This is a genomic window from Pseudarthrobacter sp. PvP090, from assembly GCF_040547365.1.
In the GTDB taxonomy this organism is placed as follows: Bacteria; Actinomycetota; Actinomycetes; order Actinomycetales; family Micrococcaceae; genus Arthrobacter.
This window is the reverse complement of the sequence record NZ_JBEPPO010000002.1, coordinates 328,545-344,641: the sequence shown is the minus strand read 5'-3', so window position 1 is coordinate 344,641 and position 16,097 is coordinate 328,545. Positions and strand designations below refer to the sequence as shown.

Annotated in this window: 15 protein-coding genes; all 15 read left to right on the top strand. The window is 67.9% G+C overall.

The window, feature by feature from the left end; all coding sequences use genetic code 11:
- The first annotated feature begins 4 nt into the window (after positions 1–4).
- The 15 genes from ABIC21_RS03470 to ABIC21_RS03400 all read left to right on the top strand — a co-directional run bounded on the left by ABIC21_RS03470 (position 5) and on the right by ABIC21_RS03400 (position 16,020).
- Complete coding sequence (locus ABIC21_RS03470; protein WP_354349014.1) at positions 5–1,555, top strand: UDP-N-acetylmuramoyl-tripeptide--D-alanyl-D-alanine ligase; 1,551 nt, start codon at positions 5–7, stop codon at positions 1,553–1,555.
- Positions 1,552–2,661, top strand: coding sequence for a phospho-N-acetylmuramoyl-pentapeptide-transferase (gene mraY / locus ABIC21_RS03465; RefSeq protein WP_354349013.1), 1,110 nt, complete (start codon positions 1,552–1,554; stop codon positions 2,659–2,661). The genes ABIC21_RS03470 and mraY overlap by 4 nt, the downstream gene beginning before the upstream one ends.
- Positions 2,643–4,241, top strand: coding sequence for a UDP-N-acetylmuramoyl-L-alanine--D-glutamate ligase (murD, locus tag ABIC21_RS03460; protein ID WP_502935947.1), 1,599 nt, complete (start codon positions 2,643–2,645; stop codon positions 4,239–4,241). Before mraY ends, murD begins: the two co-directional genes overlap by 19 nt.
- A gap of 2 nt (positions 4,242–4,243) precedes the next feature.
- Positions 4,244–5,788, top strand: a complete 1,545-nt coding sequence (ftsW, locus tag ABIC21_RS03455; RefSeq protein ID WP_354349011.1) for a putative lipid II flippase FtsW — start codon at positions 4,244–4,246, stop codon at positions 5,786–5,788.
- 6 nt (positions 5,789–5,794) lie between these two features.
- Positions 5,795–6,982, top strand: a complete 1,188-nt coding sequence (murG, locus tag ABIC21_RS03450) for an undecaprenyldiphospho-muramoylpentapeptide beta-N-acetylglucosaminyltransferase (RefSeq protein WP_354349010.1) — start codon at positions 5,795–5,797, stop codon at positions 6,980–6,982.
- A gap of 4 nt (positions 6,983–6,986) precedes the next feature.
- Positions 6,987–8,402 (top strand): UDP-N-acetylmuramate--L-alanine ligase, encoded by a 1,416-nt coding sequence (murC, locus tag ABIC21_RS03445; RefSeq protein WP_354349009.1) that lies wholly within the window; start codon positions 6,987–6,989, stop codon positions 8,400–8,402.
- Positions 8,395–9,267 (top strand): cell division protein FtsQ/DivIB, encoded by an 873-nt coding sequence (locus ABIC21_RS03440; protein ID WP_354349008.1) that lies wholly within the window; start codon positions 8,395–8,397, stop codon positions 9,265–9,267. The genes murC and ABIC21_RS03440 overlap by 8 nt, the downstream gene beginning before the upstream one ends.
- A gap of 204 nt (positions 9,268–9,471) precedes the next feature.
- Entirely contained in the window at positions 9,472–10,698 is a 1,227-nt protein-coding gene (ftsZ, locus tag ABIC21_RS03435; RefSeq protein WP_354349007.1) for a cell division protein FtsZ, read from the top strand.
- 99 nt (positions 10,699–10,797) lie between these two features.
- The gene (locus ABIC21_RS03430; RefSeq protein ID WP_354349006.1) at positions 10,798–11,544 is read left to right on the top strand and encodes a purine nucleoside phosphorylase YfiH/LACC1 family protein; all 747 of its coding nucleotides are present in this window, start codon (positions 10,798–10,800) and stop codon (positions 11,542–11,544) included.
- A gap of 37 nt (positions 11,545–11,581) precedes the next feature.
- Positions 11,582–12,328 carry a YggS family pyridoxal phosphate-dependent enzyme gene (locus tag ABIC21_RS03425; protein WP_354349005.1) on the top strand — a complete coding sequence of 249 codons (747 nt, stop codon included), beginning with the start codon at positions 11,582–11,584 and terminating at the stop codon, positions 12,326–12,328.
- A gap of 88 nt (positions 12,329–12,416) precedes the next feature.
- Positions 12,417–12,947 (top strand): cell division protein SepF, encoded by a 531-nt coding sequence (locus tag ABIC21_RS03420; protein WP_354349004.1) that lies wholly within the window; start codon positions 12,417–12,419, stop codon positions 12,945–12,947.
- 139 nt (positions 12,948–13,086) lie between these two features.
- Entirely contained in the window at positions 13,087–13,395 is a 309-nt protein-coding gene (locus tag ABIC21_RS03415; protein ID WP_354349003.1) for a YggT family protein, read from the top strand.
- A 150-nt stretch (positions 13,396–13,545) separates the two neighbouring features.
- The gene (locus tag ABIC21_RS03410; RefSeq protein WP_354349002.1) at positions 13,546–14,232 is read left to right on the top strand and encodes a DivIVA domain-containing protein; all 687 of its coding nucleotides are present in this window, start codon (positions 13,546–13,548) and stop codon (positions 14,230–14,232) included.
- Between the two features lie 140 nt (positions 14,233–14,372).
- Complete coding sequence (gene lspA / locus ABIC21_RS03405; protein WP_354349001.1) at positions 14,373–14,957, top strand: signal peptidase II; 585 nt, start codon at positions 14,373–14,375, stop codon at positions 14,955–14,957.
- The gene (locus tag ABIC21_RS03400; protein ID WP_354349000.1) at positions 14,947–16,020 is read left to right on the top strand and encodes an RluA family pseudouridine synthase; all 1,074 of its coding nucleotides are present in this window, start codon (positions 14,947–14,949) and stop codon (positions 16,018–16,020) included. Before lspA ends, ABIC21_RS03400 begins: the two co-directional genes overlap by 11 nt.
- Positions 16,021–16,097 lie beyond the last annotated feature (77 nt).

Below are 16,097 nucleotides of genomic sequence, written 5' to 3'. Positions count from 1 at the left end.
CGAGATGATTGAACTTACCGCGGCGGAAATCGCCGACATAACCAACGGCCGGCTGGCCGCCGAACCGGGGATTACCCCCGGCTCCGTGGTGACCGATTCCCGGGAAGCCACGCCGGGTTCCCTCTACGTGGCCAGACCGGGGGAGACGGCCGACGGCCACGATTTCGTCGCCGCGGCCTTCGAACGCGGGGCCGTGCTGGCCCTGGTCGAACACGACGTCTCCGACGCCGCCGGCCGCAACTACCCGGCCGTCGTGGTCCAGGACTCGGTCCTCGCGATGGGCGCCCTGGCCGCGGAGACCGTGCGGCGGATCCGTGCCGCCCGCGCGGCCGAGGGCGAGCCGCTGACCGTGATTGGCATCACCGGGTCCGCCGGCAAGACCACCACCAAGGACCTGCTGGCCGGGATCCTGGCAGCGGAAGGCAACACCGTTGCCCCGCAGGGTTCCTACAACGGTGAAGTCGGGGTCCCGCTCACCATCTTCAAAGCCGGGATCGACACCCGTTACCTCGTGATCGAGATGGGCGCCACGGGCGTCGGACACATCAGCTACCTCGCGGAGATGGTCCGCCCCGACATCGGGGTGGTGCTGGGGGTCGGCACGGCCCACGCCGGCGAATTCGGCGGTGTGGACAACATCGCCCTCGCCAAGGGGGAACTCGTCGAGGCCCTGCCGGCGACCGGCACTGCCGTCCTGAACCTGGACGATGCCCGCGTTGCCGCCATGGCCTCGCGCACCCGGGCCGCCGTGCTCGGCTACTCCGCCCAGCCGGCCCGTGACCCGCAACGCGACACAGCCGGAACAGCCGGGGTCCGTGCCGAGGGCCTCGAGCTGACTCCGGGCGGCAACCCCGAATTCGACCTTTTCGTGCCGGGTGAGAGCGCCGGCCACCACGTCGCGGCCAAGCTGATCGGCGCCCACCACATCGCCAACCTGCTGGCAGCGGCGGCGGCGGCCCACGCCGCCGGCGTCCCGGCCGCACGGATCGCGGCGTCGCTGGGCGCCCAGACGGCCGCCAGCCGGTGGCGGATGGAACGCACCGAACGGCCCGACGGCGTCACCGTCATCAACGATGCATACAATGCCAATCCGGAATCCATGCGCGCCGCGCTGCGGACCCTCGCCGATCTCGGCAGGGGCCGCCGGACCTGGGCCGTGCTCGGAGCAATGCTGGAGCTCGGCCCCGACTCCATCCGTGAACACATGGCGGTGGGCACCCAGGTGGTCCGTCTCAACATCTCCCGGCTCGTCGTCGTCGGACGCGAGGCGCGTTCGCTGTACGTGTCGGCCGTCAACGAGGGGTCCTGGGGTGACGAGTGCGTCTTCGCCGAGACCCCGGAGGAGGCCTACGACCTCCTGCAGGCCGAGCTCGAGCCCGGTGACCTCGTGCTCTTCAAGTCCTCCAACAGCATCGGGCTGCGCCACTTGGGGGATCGGATAGCATTACCCCCACAGGCCCCCGGGACCGCTGCCGGTGCCGATGAGGGAACGGCTGCCCAAAACGCAGCCGGAAACGCCGCCGGAACCGCCACTGAAGGGAGTGCGCTGCTGTGATTGCACTGCTCATGGGCTCTGGACTGGCCTTGCTGTTTGCCTTCCTGGGCACCCCGCTTTTTATCCGCTTCCTGGTCCGCAAGAGCTACGGGCAATTCATCCGGGATGACGGACCCACCACGCACCACACCAAGCGCGGCACCCCCACCATGGGCGGCGCCGTCGTGGTCCTGGCGGTGCTCGCCAGCTACGGCATCACGCACTTCGTCATGTGGATGATCAACCCGGCGTCACCGGGCCCTTCCGCTTCGGCCCTGCTGCTGCTGTTCCTTATGGTCGGCATGGGGCTGGTGGGCTTCCTGGATGACTTCATCAAGATCTCCAAGCAGCGGAGCCTGGGCCTGAACGCCAAGGCAAAGCTGGTCCTGCAGGCCGCCGTGGGCATCATCTTCGCGGTCCTCGCCCTGCAGTTCCCGGACGAGAACAACGTGACGCCTGCGTCCTACCAGATCTCCCTGGTCCGCGACATCCCGTGGCTGAACCTGGCCTTCGCCGGCACGGTCATTGGCGCCATCCTCTTCGTGCTGTGGTCGAACCTGATCATCACCGCCGCCACCAACGGCGTGAACCTCACGGACGGCCTCGACGGCCTCGCCGCCGGTGCCTCGATCATGGTCTTCGGCGCCTACACCCTGATGGGGATCTGGCAGAGCAACCAGTCCTGCGGTTCGCCGCGTCAGGCCGGCGCCGGCTGCTACACCGTCCGCGACCCGCTGGACCTGGCGCTGCTCGCCGCGATCCTTAGTGCGGCCCTGGTCGGGTTCCTGTGGTGGAACACCTCGCCGGCAAAAATCTTCATGGGCGACACCGGTTCCCTCGCCATCGGCGGCGCCGTCGCCGGCTTCGCCATCCTGTCCCGGACCGAACTGCTGCTCGCCTTCATCGGCGGCCTCTTCGTCCTGATCACGCTCTCCGTGATCATCCAGGTCGGCTACTTCAAGATCACCAAGGGCAAACGGTTCTTCAAGATGGCCCCGCTCCAGCACCACTTTGAACTCAAAGGCTGGGCCGAGGTCACGGTCGTCGTCCGGTTCTGGATCCTGTGCGGACTCTTCGTCGCCGCCGGCCTGGGCATCTTCTACGCCGAATGGGTGGTACTCCTGTGACTGGTCCGATTCCCGCACCCCTCACCACCTCGCCCCGCCTCCAGGACCTGATCAGCTGGGACTCCGACTGGGCCGGACTGAGGGTCGTCGTTACCGGCATCGGAGTCTCCGGCTTCGCCGCCGCTGACACGCTGATCGAACTTGGCGCGCGCGTGGTCGTGGTCGACGCCGCCACCAGTCCCACGGCGCAGGCCCAGGCGGACACCCTCCGGATCGTCGGCGCCGACGTCCTGCTGGGCGAGGACGCCGTGGAGACCGTTCCGAAAATCGACGGTGCCAGGCCGGACCTGATCGTCACCTCCCCGGGCTGGCGGCCCGACCAGGCGCTGCTTGCCGCCGCGGCCAGGGCCCACATCCCGGTCTGGGGCGACGTCGAACTCGCGTGGCGGCTCCGCGAACGCAAGGGACGCAAGACCGCCGACTGGCTGACCATCACCGGCACCAACGGCAAGACCACCACCGTCGGGCTGACCGAGTCGATGCTACAGGCGGCCGGGCTCAAGGCCATCGCCGTCGGCAACGTCGGGACACCGATCCTGGATGCCCTGCGCGATCCGGTGGACTACGACGTCTTCGCCGTCGAGCTCTCCAGCTTCCAGCTGCACTGGAGCGACTCCGTCTCACCGGTCGCGAGCGTTTGCCTCAATGTCGCCGAGGACCATGTCGACTGGCACGGATCCTATGCCTCCTACCTGGCGGACAAGGCCAAAATCTACGAACACACCCAGAAGGCGTGCATCTACAACGCCGAGCAGATCGAAACCGAACGCATGGTCGAGGACGCCGACGTCGTCGAAGGCTGCCGTGCGGTGGCCTTCACCACGGTCACGCCGGCCGTCAGCATGCTCGGCGTCGTCGAAGGTCTTTTGGTGGACCGCGCCTTCATCGCCGAGCGCAAGGACAGCGCCGCCGAACTGGCGGCCGTGTCGGACCTCGGTCCGGTGGCACCGCGCCACATGGTGGCCAATGCCCTGGCCGCCGCGGCCCTCGTCCGGGCGTACGGCGTCGAGCCGGCGGCCGTGCGCAAGGGCCTGCTGAACTATCTGCCGGGGGACCACCGCATCCAGCTCGTCGCGCGCCACGACGGCGTCCTCTGGATCAATGACTCAAAGGCCACGAACCCGCACGCCGCCGCTGCCTCGCTCTCCGCGTTTGAGAGCGTCGTGTGGATCGCCGGCGGGCTGTCCAAAGGCGTGAACTATGAGCCGCTGGTCCAGGAACACGCCCGACGCCTCAAAGCAGTGGTCCTGATCGGCGCCGACTCCAGCGATCTGCGCTCGGCGCTGCAGCGACACGCACCCGATGTCCCCGTGTTCGGCGCGGGGAAGGGCGAAACTGAAGAGGTGCAGACTGCCGGAACGGCCGACGCCGTAGCAGGACCCCCGCCGATATTCGGCGAGACTGTGATGGCCCAGGCCGTTGCGTCGGCGGCGCGGCTGGCCGCCTCCGGGGACACTGTGCTCCTGGCCCCGGCGGCAGCATCCATGGATCAGTTCTCTTCCTACGCTCACCGTGGCGACGCCTTCATCGAAGCTGTCCGCGAGCTCGTGGAAGGGCAGGCTCAGACCAGCGAGGAGTAACAATGGTCAGCACGCCCACACGTAACCCCGCGGCCGCACCGGCCGCCACCAAGCCGCCGGCCGCGAAAGCACCGGCGCCCGGGGCAGCACCCGGCCCACAATCGGTCGCCAGGAGAGTCCAGGGCTGGTACCGGGGATTCTGGTCCGCCCTGGAAGGGACGGGGAAGTCCCGCAACGGCTCCACGTACTACCTGATCCTGGGATCAACCCTCGCGCTCACGGCCATCGGCATCATGATGGTGCTCTCCGCGTCCAGCGTCGAGGCCATCGCGGCAGGGGAGTCGCCCTACACTGCCGCCCTCAAACAGGGGATGTTCGCCGGGATCGGCTTGTTCGGCATGTTCCTGCTTTCGCGGGTCAATGTTGCCTGGCTTAAGCGCGGCGCCTGGATCGCCATCATTGTGGCGTTCGTGCTGCTGGCGCTGGTGCTGCTCGTCGGCCGCAGCGCCCTCGGCAACCAGAACTGGATCGACGTCGGACCCTTCACCTTCCAGCCCTCCGAGGCCGCCAAACTGGCCCTTGCCCTCTGGATGGCCACGGTCCTGGACCGCAAGGCCAAACTGCTGTCCCAGGCCAAGCATGCCCTGATTCCCGTCGTGCTCCCGGGCGCCGCCGGAGTGATCGGGCTCATTCTTATGGGCAACGACCTCGGTACCGCCATGATCGTCATGATGATCACGGCTGCCGCCCTGTTCTTCGCCGGAGTGCGGCTGTACCTGTTCGGCATCGCCGGGGTGGTCCTCGCCGCGGGCACCGCCGTCCTGGCCATCACGAGCCCCAACCGCGTGTGCCGCATCCTGTCCTGGACCGGGCAAACCTGCGCCGACGGCTCCGACTTGAACTACCAGTCCACCAACGGCCTCTACGGGCTCGCCTCCGGCGGATGGTTCGGGGTGGGGCTGGGCCAGAGCCGGCAGAAGTACAGCTGGATCCCGGAAGCCCACAATGACTTCATTTTCGCCATCATCGGCGAGGAGCTCGGACTCGTCGGAACCCTCGTGGTGCTGGTCCTCTTCGGCATTCTCGGCACCGCCATCTACCGCGTGGTGGTGGCCCAGAAGGACATGTTCCACCGGGTCCTGGCCGGCACCATCATGGTCTGGCTGCTCGGCCAGGCGACGGTCAACATGGCCGTGGTCACCGGGCTGGCCCCCGTGGTCGGCATCCCGCTCCCGTTCATTTCCTATGGCGGTTCTGCGCTTCTGATGTCGCTGTGCGCCATCGGCGTAGTCTTGTCACTGGCCCGGGCCCAGATGGCACCCGGCCTGCAGCCGAAGCGGCTGTTCAGGTTCGGCCCGGCCGGACTCGCGGCGTCCTTGCGGAAACGCACCGCGGCGCGTACCGCGGCCGCGAACACTGCAAAACCAGCCAAACCAGCCAAACCCGGCAACCCCGGAAACCCGGGAAAACCGGGCGCGGGTCCGGCTGCCAGGGCCGCCACGGCCCGGAAGGCGGCCGCCGGAACAACGCTCGCCGGAGCTCCGGCTGCCGGACCACCGACCGCCAGAACGCCCGCCCCCAGCAATCCCGCACGAAAGCGTAAATAGGCCTCCATGAACACCGATTCATCCTTGTCCGTCGTCCTCGCCGGCGGCGGAACCGCCGGGCACATCAGCCCGCTCCTGGCCATCGCGAACGCACTCCGCGAGGCCCGCCCCGGGGTACGGCTGCTGGCTGTCGGAACACCCGGCGGGATGGAAGCCAGGCTGGTCCCGGCCGCAGGCCTGGACCTCGCCACCGTGAGCCGGGTGCCGTTCCCGCGCAGGCCCTCCATGGACCTGTTGCGGCTCCCCGGCCGGCTGGCCGGCGCCGTGAAGCAAGCCGGCGTCATCCTTGATGAGGCCAATGCGGACGTCCTGGTCGGCGTCGGCGGATACGTCTGCACGCCGATGTACCTCGCCGCCTGGCGCCGGAAGATCCCCATCGTCATCCACGAGGCGAACACCCGCCCGGGGCTGGCGAACCGCGTGGGAGCCCGGCTGGGCGGACACGTCGCCGTGGCCTTCGCCGCCACCAGGCTGGGGGACTCCCGGCACGTCGGCATGCCGATGCGCCAGGAAATCTCCGGCCTTGACCGGTCCGCTGCCAGGACCGCGGCCCGGGCAGCCCTCGGACTGGACCCGGACCGTCCGGCCCTGATTGTGACCGGTGGCTCCTCGGGCGCCCAAAGCATCAACCGCACCATCGCCGCATCGGTCGGCCTCCTCGCGGACGCCGGCATCCAGACCCTGCACCTCACCGGACGCGGCAAGGCAGTCCACGACGCCGACGGCAAGCCCCTCGCGGCACCCGGCTACCAGCAGCGCGAATACGTCGACGGCATGGAAACCGTGTACGCCGCGGCAGACCTGCTGCTGGCCCGGTCCGGGGCCGCAACGGTCTGCGAGGTCGCCGCCGTCGGCCTGCCCGCAGTCTTCGTTCCGCTGCCGATCGGCAACGGCGAACAGGCGCTCAACGCCGCCGGACTCGTCGACGCGGGAGGTGCCCTGCTGGTGGAGGACAGCACGTTTTCGCCCGGCTGGGTCGGTGAGCACATCATCCCGCTGCTCCAAGACCCGGACCGGCTCGCCCGGATGGCGGCCAGCGCCGAAAAGCTCGGCATCCGGGACGCTGACCAGCGCATGGCCGGGCTCGTCCTTGAAACGGCGGCCTCAGTGCACGCGAAGCCGTTGAAGGCACCGTCGTCGAATGCCACGTCGTTGAAAGCAAAGCCCTCGAAGCAGCACAGCAGGAAGCGGTAACGGAATGACCCAGCCCGAACACCACAACGCCCCCGCGGCGGCCCGCACCGGGGCAGACCTCGGCCGGGTGCACTTCATCGGCATCGGCGGCGTGGGCATGTCCGCCGTGGCCCGCATCCTTGTGGCCCGCGGCCTGCCGGTTAGCGGCTCCGACGCCAAGGACCTGCCGGTCATGGCGGACCTGGCCGCCGCCGGAGCCCGGATCTGCGTCGGCTACGAGGCCGCCAACCTGGGCGACGCGCAAAGTGTGGTCGCCGGTTCGGCCATCCGCCCGGACAATCCCGAGCTGACGGCGGCCCGCGCCGCCGGACTTCCGGTGCTGCACCGCTCCGAGGCCCTGGCGGCCGCGATGGCGCAGGACACCGCCGTCACCGTGGCCGGAACACACGGCAAGTCCACCACGACGTCGATGATCACCGTCCTCCTGCAGGGCGCCGGCCTGGACCCGTCCTTCGCCATCGGCGCGAACGTCCCGGCGCTGGGCGTCAACGCCGCCACCGGCAGCTCGCCGGTCTTCGTCGCTGAAGCCGACGAATCCGACGGCTCGTTCCTGAACTACCGCCCGCGCATCGCCGTCGTGACCAACGTCGAACCGGACCACCTCGACTACTACGGCACCGCCGAGGCCGTCTACGCCTCCTTCGACCGCTTCACCGCCCTGCTCCCGGCCGACGGGGTGCTGGTTGCCTGCGCGGACGATCCGGGAGCCCTGGCCCTGGCCCGGCGGACGCTGGAGCGCGGCAACACCCGCGTCGTGCTCTACGGCACCGGCGATGACGCCCAGGTTGTCCTGCACGACGGCGGCCAGGGGGACGTTGCGGTCACCACCGCCGCCGGACGCTTCCCCCTTGAACTGCACGTTCCCGGGCGGCACAACGCCCTCAACGCGGCGGCCGCCTTCGCCGTCGCCCTGGAACTCGGTGTGGACCCCGGCATCGCCGCGGGAGCCCTGGCCCACTTCACTGGGGCGTCCCGGCGCTTCGAATACAAGGGCGAGGGCCGCGGCGTCCGCGTCTACGACGACTACGCCCACCACCCCACCGAAGTGCGGGCAGCCCTGTCCGCCGCGCGGTCGGTGGCCGGCGGCCACAGGCTGCACGTCCTCTTCCAGCCGCACCTGTTTTCCCGGACCCGGGAATTCGCCGAAGAGTTCGCCGCAGCGCTCAGCGCGGCCGACACCGCGCTGGTCCTGGACATCTACCCCGCCCGCGAAGATCCGATTCCGGGCGTCAGCAGCGAGCTGATCGCGGTACACCTTGGCGCCGGGGGCCGGCTCGTAGGACCGGGCGACGAGGCGGTGCGGTCCGTTGTCTCCGCCGCGGCGTCCGGGGACATCGTGCTCACCGTCGGGGCGGGTGACGTCACCGCCTACGGGCCGCTGATCGTCGCGGCCCTCAACGGCGGGGCTCCCCGTGCCTAGCACCCGCCGCCCCAGCTATAAGGCCGGCGCACGCCGGCCGCCCTCGGCCCACGGGACCCCGGGGTCTCCCGACGTCATCTCAGCCTCCAAGGACAGTCCGGCGGTTGGCGCCGCAACCACCCCGGCGACCCCGCCGGCTCCAGGGAACGTGCTGTCCTTTCCGGAACCCAAAGCCAAACGCCGCAGGCGCATGCTGCAGGGCACCACCGCGGCCCTGGCGGTGCTGATCGCGGGAATCCTCACCGCCGCCGTCTATTCACCGGTCCTGGCGCTCCAGACGGTCACCGTGGAGGGAACCAGACTGCTGACGACAGACCAGGTCCGGACGGCCCTCGCGCCGCTGCAGGGCAAACCGCTCCCGCAGATCAGCGACGACGACGTGGCAGCACTCCTGCAGCCGCTGGTCCAGGTCAAAAAAGTCACCACCCAGGCCCGCCCGCCCTCGACACTCCAGATCAAGGTGACCGAACGCGTTCCGGTGGCTTTGGTCAAGCAGGGCGAGGCGCACCAGTTGGTCGACGTCGAGGGCGTGAAACTCAGCGACACGGCCGATCCGGCGTCGATCCCGCTGCCGGTCATCGACGGCGGCGGCGGCACCCTGCCCAAGGACTTGTTCCACGCCATCACCGAAGTCCTGGGCGCGCTGCCCGCCGATGTGCTGGCCCGCCTCTCGAATGCCTCGGCGAAGTCGGTGGACGCTGTTGAACTCAAGCTCGTGGACGGCCAAACGATCGTCTGGGGCAACGCGGGGGAGAAGGAGCTCAAAGCCAAGGTCCTCGAGGTCCTGCTGAAGGCCCCCGTTGACCCGAAAAACCCAGTGAAGATCTACGACGTCAGCGTTCCGCGGCACCCGGTCACCCGGTAGCCGCCGATCAGTTCGCCGGGAAGCTATTTCACGGTATTACCGCGACACGCGGCGCCGGTTATTGAATGTCCCCGGCATAGGAAATAGCGTCACAACATGAGTTACTTGACATAACTATAACCTTCAACTCGAAGGTTAAGGTTCAAAGCTTCAAGCCCGACTCCATCAGTTTTCGCAATAGAACACGAACAAGGGACACGTAACGTGGCAGCTCCGCAGAATTACTTGGCCGTCATCAAGGTCGTCGGCATCGGCGGCGGTGGCGTGAACGCAGTCAACCGCATGATCGAGGTCGGTCTCCGCGGCGTCGAATTCATCGCTGTCAACACCGATGCGCAGGCATTGTTGATGAGCGATGCAGACGTCAAGCTCGACATCGGGCGTGAGCTAACGCGCGGCCTGGGAGCCGGTGCGAACCCGGAGGTCGGGCGGCAGGCTGCCGAGGACCACGCCGAGGAAATCGAAGAGGTCATCCGCGGCGCTGACATGGTCTTCGTCACTGCCGGCGAAGGCGGCGGCACCGGCACCGGCGGCGCACCCGTCGTCGCCCGCATCGCCCGCTCGCTTGGCGCGCTGACCATCGGCGTTGTCACCCGCCCGTTCACGTTCGAAGGCCGACGCCGCGCCGGCTCCGCGGAGGCCGGCATCGACGCCCTGCGCGATGAAGTCGACACACTGATCGTCATCCCGAACGATCGTCTGCTCTCCATCAGCGACCGCAACGTCTCCGTCCTTGACGCGTTCCGTTCCGCCGACCAGGTCCTGCTGTCCGGTGTCCAGGGCATCACGGACCTGATCACCACGCCGGGCCTGATCAACCTCGACTTCGCCGACGTCAAATCCGTCATGCAGGGCGCTGGCTCCGCGCTGATGGGCATCGGTTCGGCACGCGGTGAAGACCGCGCCGTCAAGGCAGCGGAGCTCGCCATCGCCTCCCCGCTGCTTGAAGCATCGATCGACGGGGCCCACGGCGTCCTGCTGTCCATCCAGGGCGGCTCGGACCTTGGTCTCTTCGAGATCAACGAGGCCGCCCGGCTGGTCCAGGAAGTCGCCCACCCCGAGGCCAACATCATCTTCGGCGCGGTCATCGACGATGCCCTCGGTGACGAGGCTCGTGTCACGGTCATCGCAGCGGGCTTCGACGACGTCAAGGCCACATCGCCGTCCATGGACCAGTCCCTGCCGCAGTCGGCGCCGCAGCGTCCGGCCGCGCCGGCCGCAGCGCCCGCCCCGGTCCAGGCCCCGTCCTCGGCCCAGGTCCAGCCGCTGCACGCCACGGTCGGCGCCTCGAGTTACGGCGGCTGGGGCCAGCAGCGCCCGTCCGCAGTCCCGGCAGACTCCGGCTTCGACGTCGACCTGCCGTCTGTCGTGGAACCGGACCTGTCCGGCCGCCACTCCGACGATCTGGATGTCCCTGACTTCCTCAAGTAGATCCTGAAGCACCATGGCACTGCCGGTTGGCAGTGCCATGGTGCTTTCTCGTAGGATCGAAGTTCGGCAAACAAGTTTGGCAACGATTTGGGGTTTTGAGTGTTCTCATGGCGGGCGGAAGTCCGGCCCGGCGTCTGGGTGGCATTCACCGACGCTGCCGCCGGCAACCTGGCGCTCCATGTCGGCGATGATCCGGCCGCGGTCGGGCTCCGGCGCCGGGCCATCGAAGCGGCGGCAGGACTCGGAGTCCGGCGCTTCCAGTACATGAACCAGGTCCATGGCAGCGACGTCGCGGGCATTGGCGCCGCCGCGACCGCCGCCGGTTCTGGTGCCGCCACTGCCGGCGCCCCGACCGCCGACGCCATGGTGTCCTTCGGCGAGCCGCTGGCGGTGATGGTGGCCGACTGTGTGCCGGTCGTCCTGGTGGGGGACAGGACCGGCGGAGAAGCCCCCGTCCTCGCGGTGGTGCATGCCGGCCGCCCCGGCGTCGCATCCGGCGTCGTCCCGGCGGCGGTGGCGCGCATGCACGAACTTGGCGCGGCGCGGCTGAGCGCCTGGATCGGCCCGTCCGTCTGCGGGCGCTGCTATGAGGTCCCCGGGGACATGCGCGACCGCGTGGCCGCCGTGGTTCCCGCCGCCAGGTGCACCACCTCCCGCGGTACCCCTGGCCTGGACCTGCCGGCGGCCGTCCGCAGTCAGCTGCAGGACGGCGGTGCCAGGATCGAGTACTCCGGGGGCTGCACCCTGGAAGACGAAAATCTCTTCTCGTACCGCCGTGACCCGCACACCGGACGCTTCGCGGGACTCGTCTGGACCGATGCCGGGAACGCCGGCGGGAACCCTTAGGGCGAATGAGCGAATGAGTGAATGAGCGGATGAGCGGATGACCGAACGTGAGCCTACACCCGGGCAGCACGATCCCCGGCTGGAACAGCTGCGCGTGCGGCTCGCTGCCGTCCGGCAGCGCATCGACACCGCCGTCGCAGCGGCCGGCCGGCAGGGGCGGCCGCCCCACCTGATCGTGGTTACGAAATTCCACCCCGCCGACGACGTCCGGCGCCTCGCCGCGCTCGGCATCACCGACGTCGGCGAGAACCGGGACCAGGAGGCCGCGGAGAAGGCCGCCGCGCTGGGCGGGCTTCAGCTCCGCTGGCACTTCATCGGCCAGCTCCAGAGCAACAAGGCCAAGTCCGTCGTGAAATACGCCCACGCCGTGCACTCCGTGGACCGGCTGCAACTGGCCGGCGCCCTGGCAAAAGCTATGGCCGCCGAACAGCAGCGAACCGGGCGGGCGCCGCTGGAGTGCTTCATCCAGGTCAGCCTCGACGACGACGCCGGCGGACACCGCGGCGGAGCCCTTGCCGCGGACGTCCCGGCGCTGGCCGAGCAGTTGGCCGGGGCGGAGGGGCTTCGCCTGGCCGGCGTGATGGCAGTCGCCCCCTTCGGCGCGGATCCGGTTCCGGCATTCGAGAAGCTCGCAGGGATTTCCGCCCGCCTGTCCGCCGTCCATCCCGGCGCCACCGGCATTTCGGCGGGCATGAGCCAGGACCTGGAACAGGCCGTCCGGTTCGGGGCGACACACCTTCGCGTCGGCTCCGATATTCTCGGTCCGCGTCCGGCGTTGCGGTAGGTTCAAACGTATTGGAAGGTAATGGCGGGGATTCCAAGGCTGCTAAGTCATTGATCGGCCCGCTGACGGACACGATTAGGAGTCGACCATGGCCGGCGCTCTGCGCAAGACAATGATCTATCTTGGGCTCGCCGACGGCGACGAACACTACGGGTCCGAGCACCAAACATCGCACAAGGATGAGGACAATTCCATGGAGCATGACCGCGAGGAACGCCGTGCACCGGCGCCTGTCCGCGAGGTCCCCAGGGAAGAGCCCTACGCCGCTGAAGAGGAATATCGCGCACCTGTGACACCCATCAAGCGAGCGGCATCGAGCCGTGAAGAGCACACCGGACTCCGCCAGATCACCACGATCCATCCGCGGTCCTACAACGACGCCAAACTCATCGGTGAAAGCTTCAGAGACGGCATTCCCGTCATCATGAATGTCACGGATATGGGGGAAGCGGACGCGAAGCGACTCGTCGACTTCTCCGCCGGTCTCGTCTTTGGACTTCGCGGCAGCATCGAGCGCGTCACCAACAAGGTTTTCCTGCTGTCGCCTTCGTACGTTGAAGTCATCGGCGATGACAAGAAGGTCAGCGAGACACAGGCGAGCTTCTTCAACCAAAGCTGAGCCAGGATTCTTCCGACAGATGCCAGGCAGGGACACCTTTGTCTGGCATCCTTGCTGAATTTTCCGTGTTGAAATAGAGGCGTAACTATCAAGAGGACACTGCGGTATCCGGAATGAACATGGAGATATGAGTTAACTCATGGGAATTGTTTTCGGACTTGTTTATATCGCCCTGCTGCTGTTCTTTGTTGCCCTCATCATCCGGCTGATCTTTGACTGGGTGCAGATGTTTGCGCGAAGCTGGCGGCCGCGCGGCGTGGCCCTCGTCACCGCACACGCTGTGTATTCGGTCACAGACAGGCCCCTCAAACTGCTTCGGCGGCTCATTCCGCCGCTGCGGCTGGGAGGAATCTCCCTGGACCTCGGCTTCCTGCTGCTGTTCGTGGCAGTCACCATCGCCATGGGGGTAGCCAAGTTCCTGGTGTTCTCCCAGCCCGTCGTGGCGTAGCCGGGCCGCGGACCTGGTCCGCAGCCACCAACAGCTAGAAAACTCCGGTTTGACACTGCGGTGTTGAATTAGAGTAACCAGACCATATTTAGGTACCGTAGTTTGACGGCCGAAAGGCCTACTGACTAACTAGACCAACGAGGTGACCAGATGGCTTTGACGCCAGAAGACGTTGTCAACAAGCGCTTTCAGCCGACCAAGTTCCGCGAAGGCTACGACCAGGACGAAGTTGATGACTTCCTGGACGAGATCGTCGTCGAACTGCGACGCCTGAACCAGGAGAACGACGAGCTCCGCAAGAAGCTCGCCGGACTGGGCGCCGGCACGCCTGCCAGCTCCGCCGCCGCGGCTCCCGTCGTGGAAAAGGTTCCGGCACCCGTCAAGGCCGAAAAGGAAGACCGCGCCAAGGCAGAAGCCGAGGCCAAGGCCGCCGAAGCCGCCAAAGCTGCTGAAGCTGCCAAGAAGAAGGCGGCCGAGCAGGCCGCGGCCCCGGCACGCGCCGCGGCTACGCCGGCCGCCGAATCCGCAGCCGGCCTGCTGGCCATGGCGCAGCAGATGCACGACAAGCACGTCGCCGACGGTGAGCAGCAGCGCGACAAAATCATCGCCGAAGCGCAGATCGAGGCCAGCAGCCTCGTCAACGACGCGCAGGAGAAGTCACGCAAGATCCTTGGTGCCCTCGAACAGCAGCGCTCCGTCCTGGAACGCAAGGTCGAGCAGCTCCGCGGCTTCGAGCGTGACTACCGCTCACGCCTGAAGGCCTACATCGAAGGCCAGCTGCGTGACCTGGATGCCCGCGGCTCCGTCGCGGCCCCTGAGGTCGAAGCCAGCAGCTAGGGCAATAAGCAAGTATTCTGAAAGCCGGTGGCTGAGGATTCCTCGGCCGCCGGCTTTTGGCATTAACCCCCGGTTCCGCCGGCGGCCGTGACCGAGCACCCAGCCCCCAGTCCCTGCACTGGCCCGCGAACGAAAGCCTTATGACTGACGCACCATCACCCGACGCCACGCAGCCCGCTGGGCAGGCCGCCGAGATCCCCGCCAGGCCGCGTCCGCGGCGCGCCCTGCTGCTCTCCGTCTTTTTTGGCCTGGCGGTGTTCGCCTACGTCTTCGACCAGCTGACCAAACTGTGGGTTACCGGGAACATGACCGAGGGGGAGCGGATCCCGGTGCTGCCCCCGCTGCTGCACTGGTACTACATCCGCAACTCCGGCGCTGCCTTCTCCATCGGCGAGAACGTCACCTGGGTGTTCACCATCATCATGACCGCGGTCTCCATCGCCATCCTGCTTCAGCTGCGCAAGCTGGGGTCGATCTGGTGGGCCCTGGCGCTCGGGCTGCTGCTCGGCGGCGCGCTGGGCAACCTCACGGACCGGCTGTTCCGCGAGCCCTCGTTCGCCATGGGCCACGTCGTGGACTTCATCCAGCTCCCCAACTTCGCGATCTTCAACATCGCCGACTCGGCCGTCGTATCCTCCGTGGTGATCATCTGCCTGCTGACGCTGCGCGGGATCTCCCTGGACGGCTCCCGCCTGACGAAAGACACAGTAAAACATGACTCCTGAGCCCACGGCGCCTGAACACCACACGCCCGAAGACCTGGCCCCGGAGGACCTGACGCCCGCCGGCGCCCAGCCGGAGGACATCCTGCCCGAAGACGTCGACGACGTCGACGACGGCAGCGAGGGCGCCACGGCTGCCGCCTCCTACCGGTTTGTGGTCCCGGATGAACTCGCGGGAAGCCGGGTGGATGCCGGGCTGGCGAAACTCATGGATATTTCCCGCTCACAGGCCGCCACGCTGATCGCTGAGGGCAACGTGATCAGCAAGGACAAAGCGGTCGGGAAGTCGCTTAAGCTGGCCCCCGGCGCCGTGCTCGACGTCACCGTCCCGGCACGCCGGGACCCCCTGGAAATTGTGGAGGAAGTAGTGGAAGGCCTGAACATCCTGCTGGACGATGACGAATTTGTCGTCATCGACAAACCGGTCGGTGTGGCCGCGCATCCCTCACCGGGCTGGGTGGGACCCACGGTCGTCGGAGGACTCGCCGGCCTCGGCTACCGAATCTCCACGTCCGGCTCCCCGGAACGTGCGGGCATCGTCCACCGGCTCGACGTCGGGACGTCCGGGGTTATGGTGGTCGCCAAGACAGAAGAGGCGTACACCGCGCTCAAGCGTGCCTTCAAGGAACGCACCGTGGACAAGGTTTACCACGCCGTGGTCCAGGGCCTTCCGGATCCGCTGGCGGGCACCATTGACGCGCCGATCGGGCGCCACCCCGGCCATGACTGGCGTTTCGCGGTCATCGAGGACGGCCGGGACTCCATCACGCACTACGAGGTCTTGGAGGCGTTCGGTAAGGCTTCGCTCGTGGAAGTCCACCTCGAGACCGGCCGCACGCACCAGATCCGCGTCCACTTTTCCGCCCTGCGCCACCCCTGCGCCGGCGACCTGACCTACGGCGCGGACCCGCGCCTCGCCGCCACGCTGGGGCTCACCCGGCAGTGGCTGCACGCCCGGCAGTTGGGCTTCGACCACCCCCGGACCGGGGAACGGGTCATAGTCACCAGCGAGTACCCGCAGGACCTGCGGTACGCGCTGGAGGTCCTGGAGTCCGGACAGGCCTGACGCCCCTTGGTGCGCCACCCGATGTGACCTGTCCAATCGGGTGGCGGACGGAGTGCCGCGCTGAAAGGTCCGTGCGC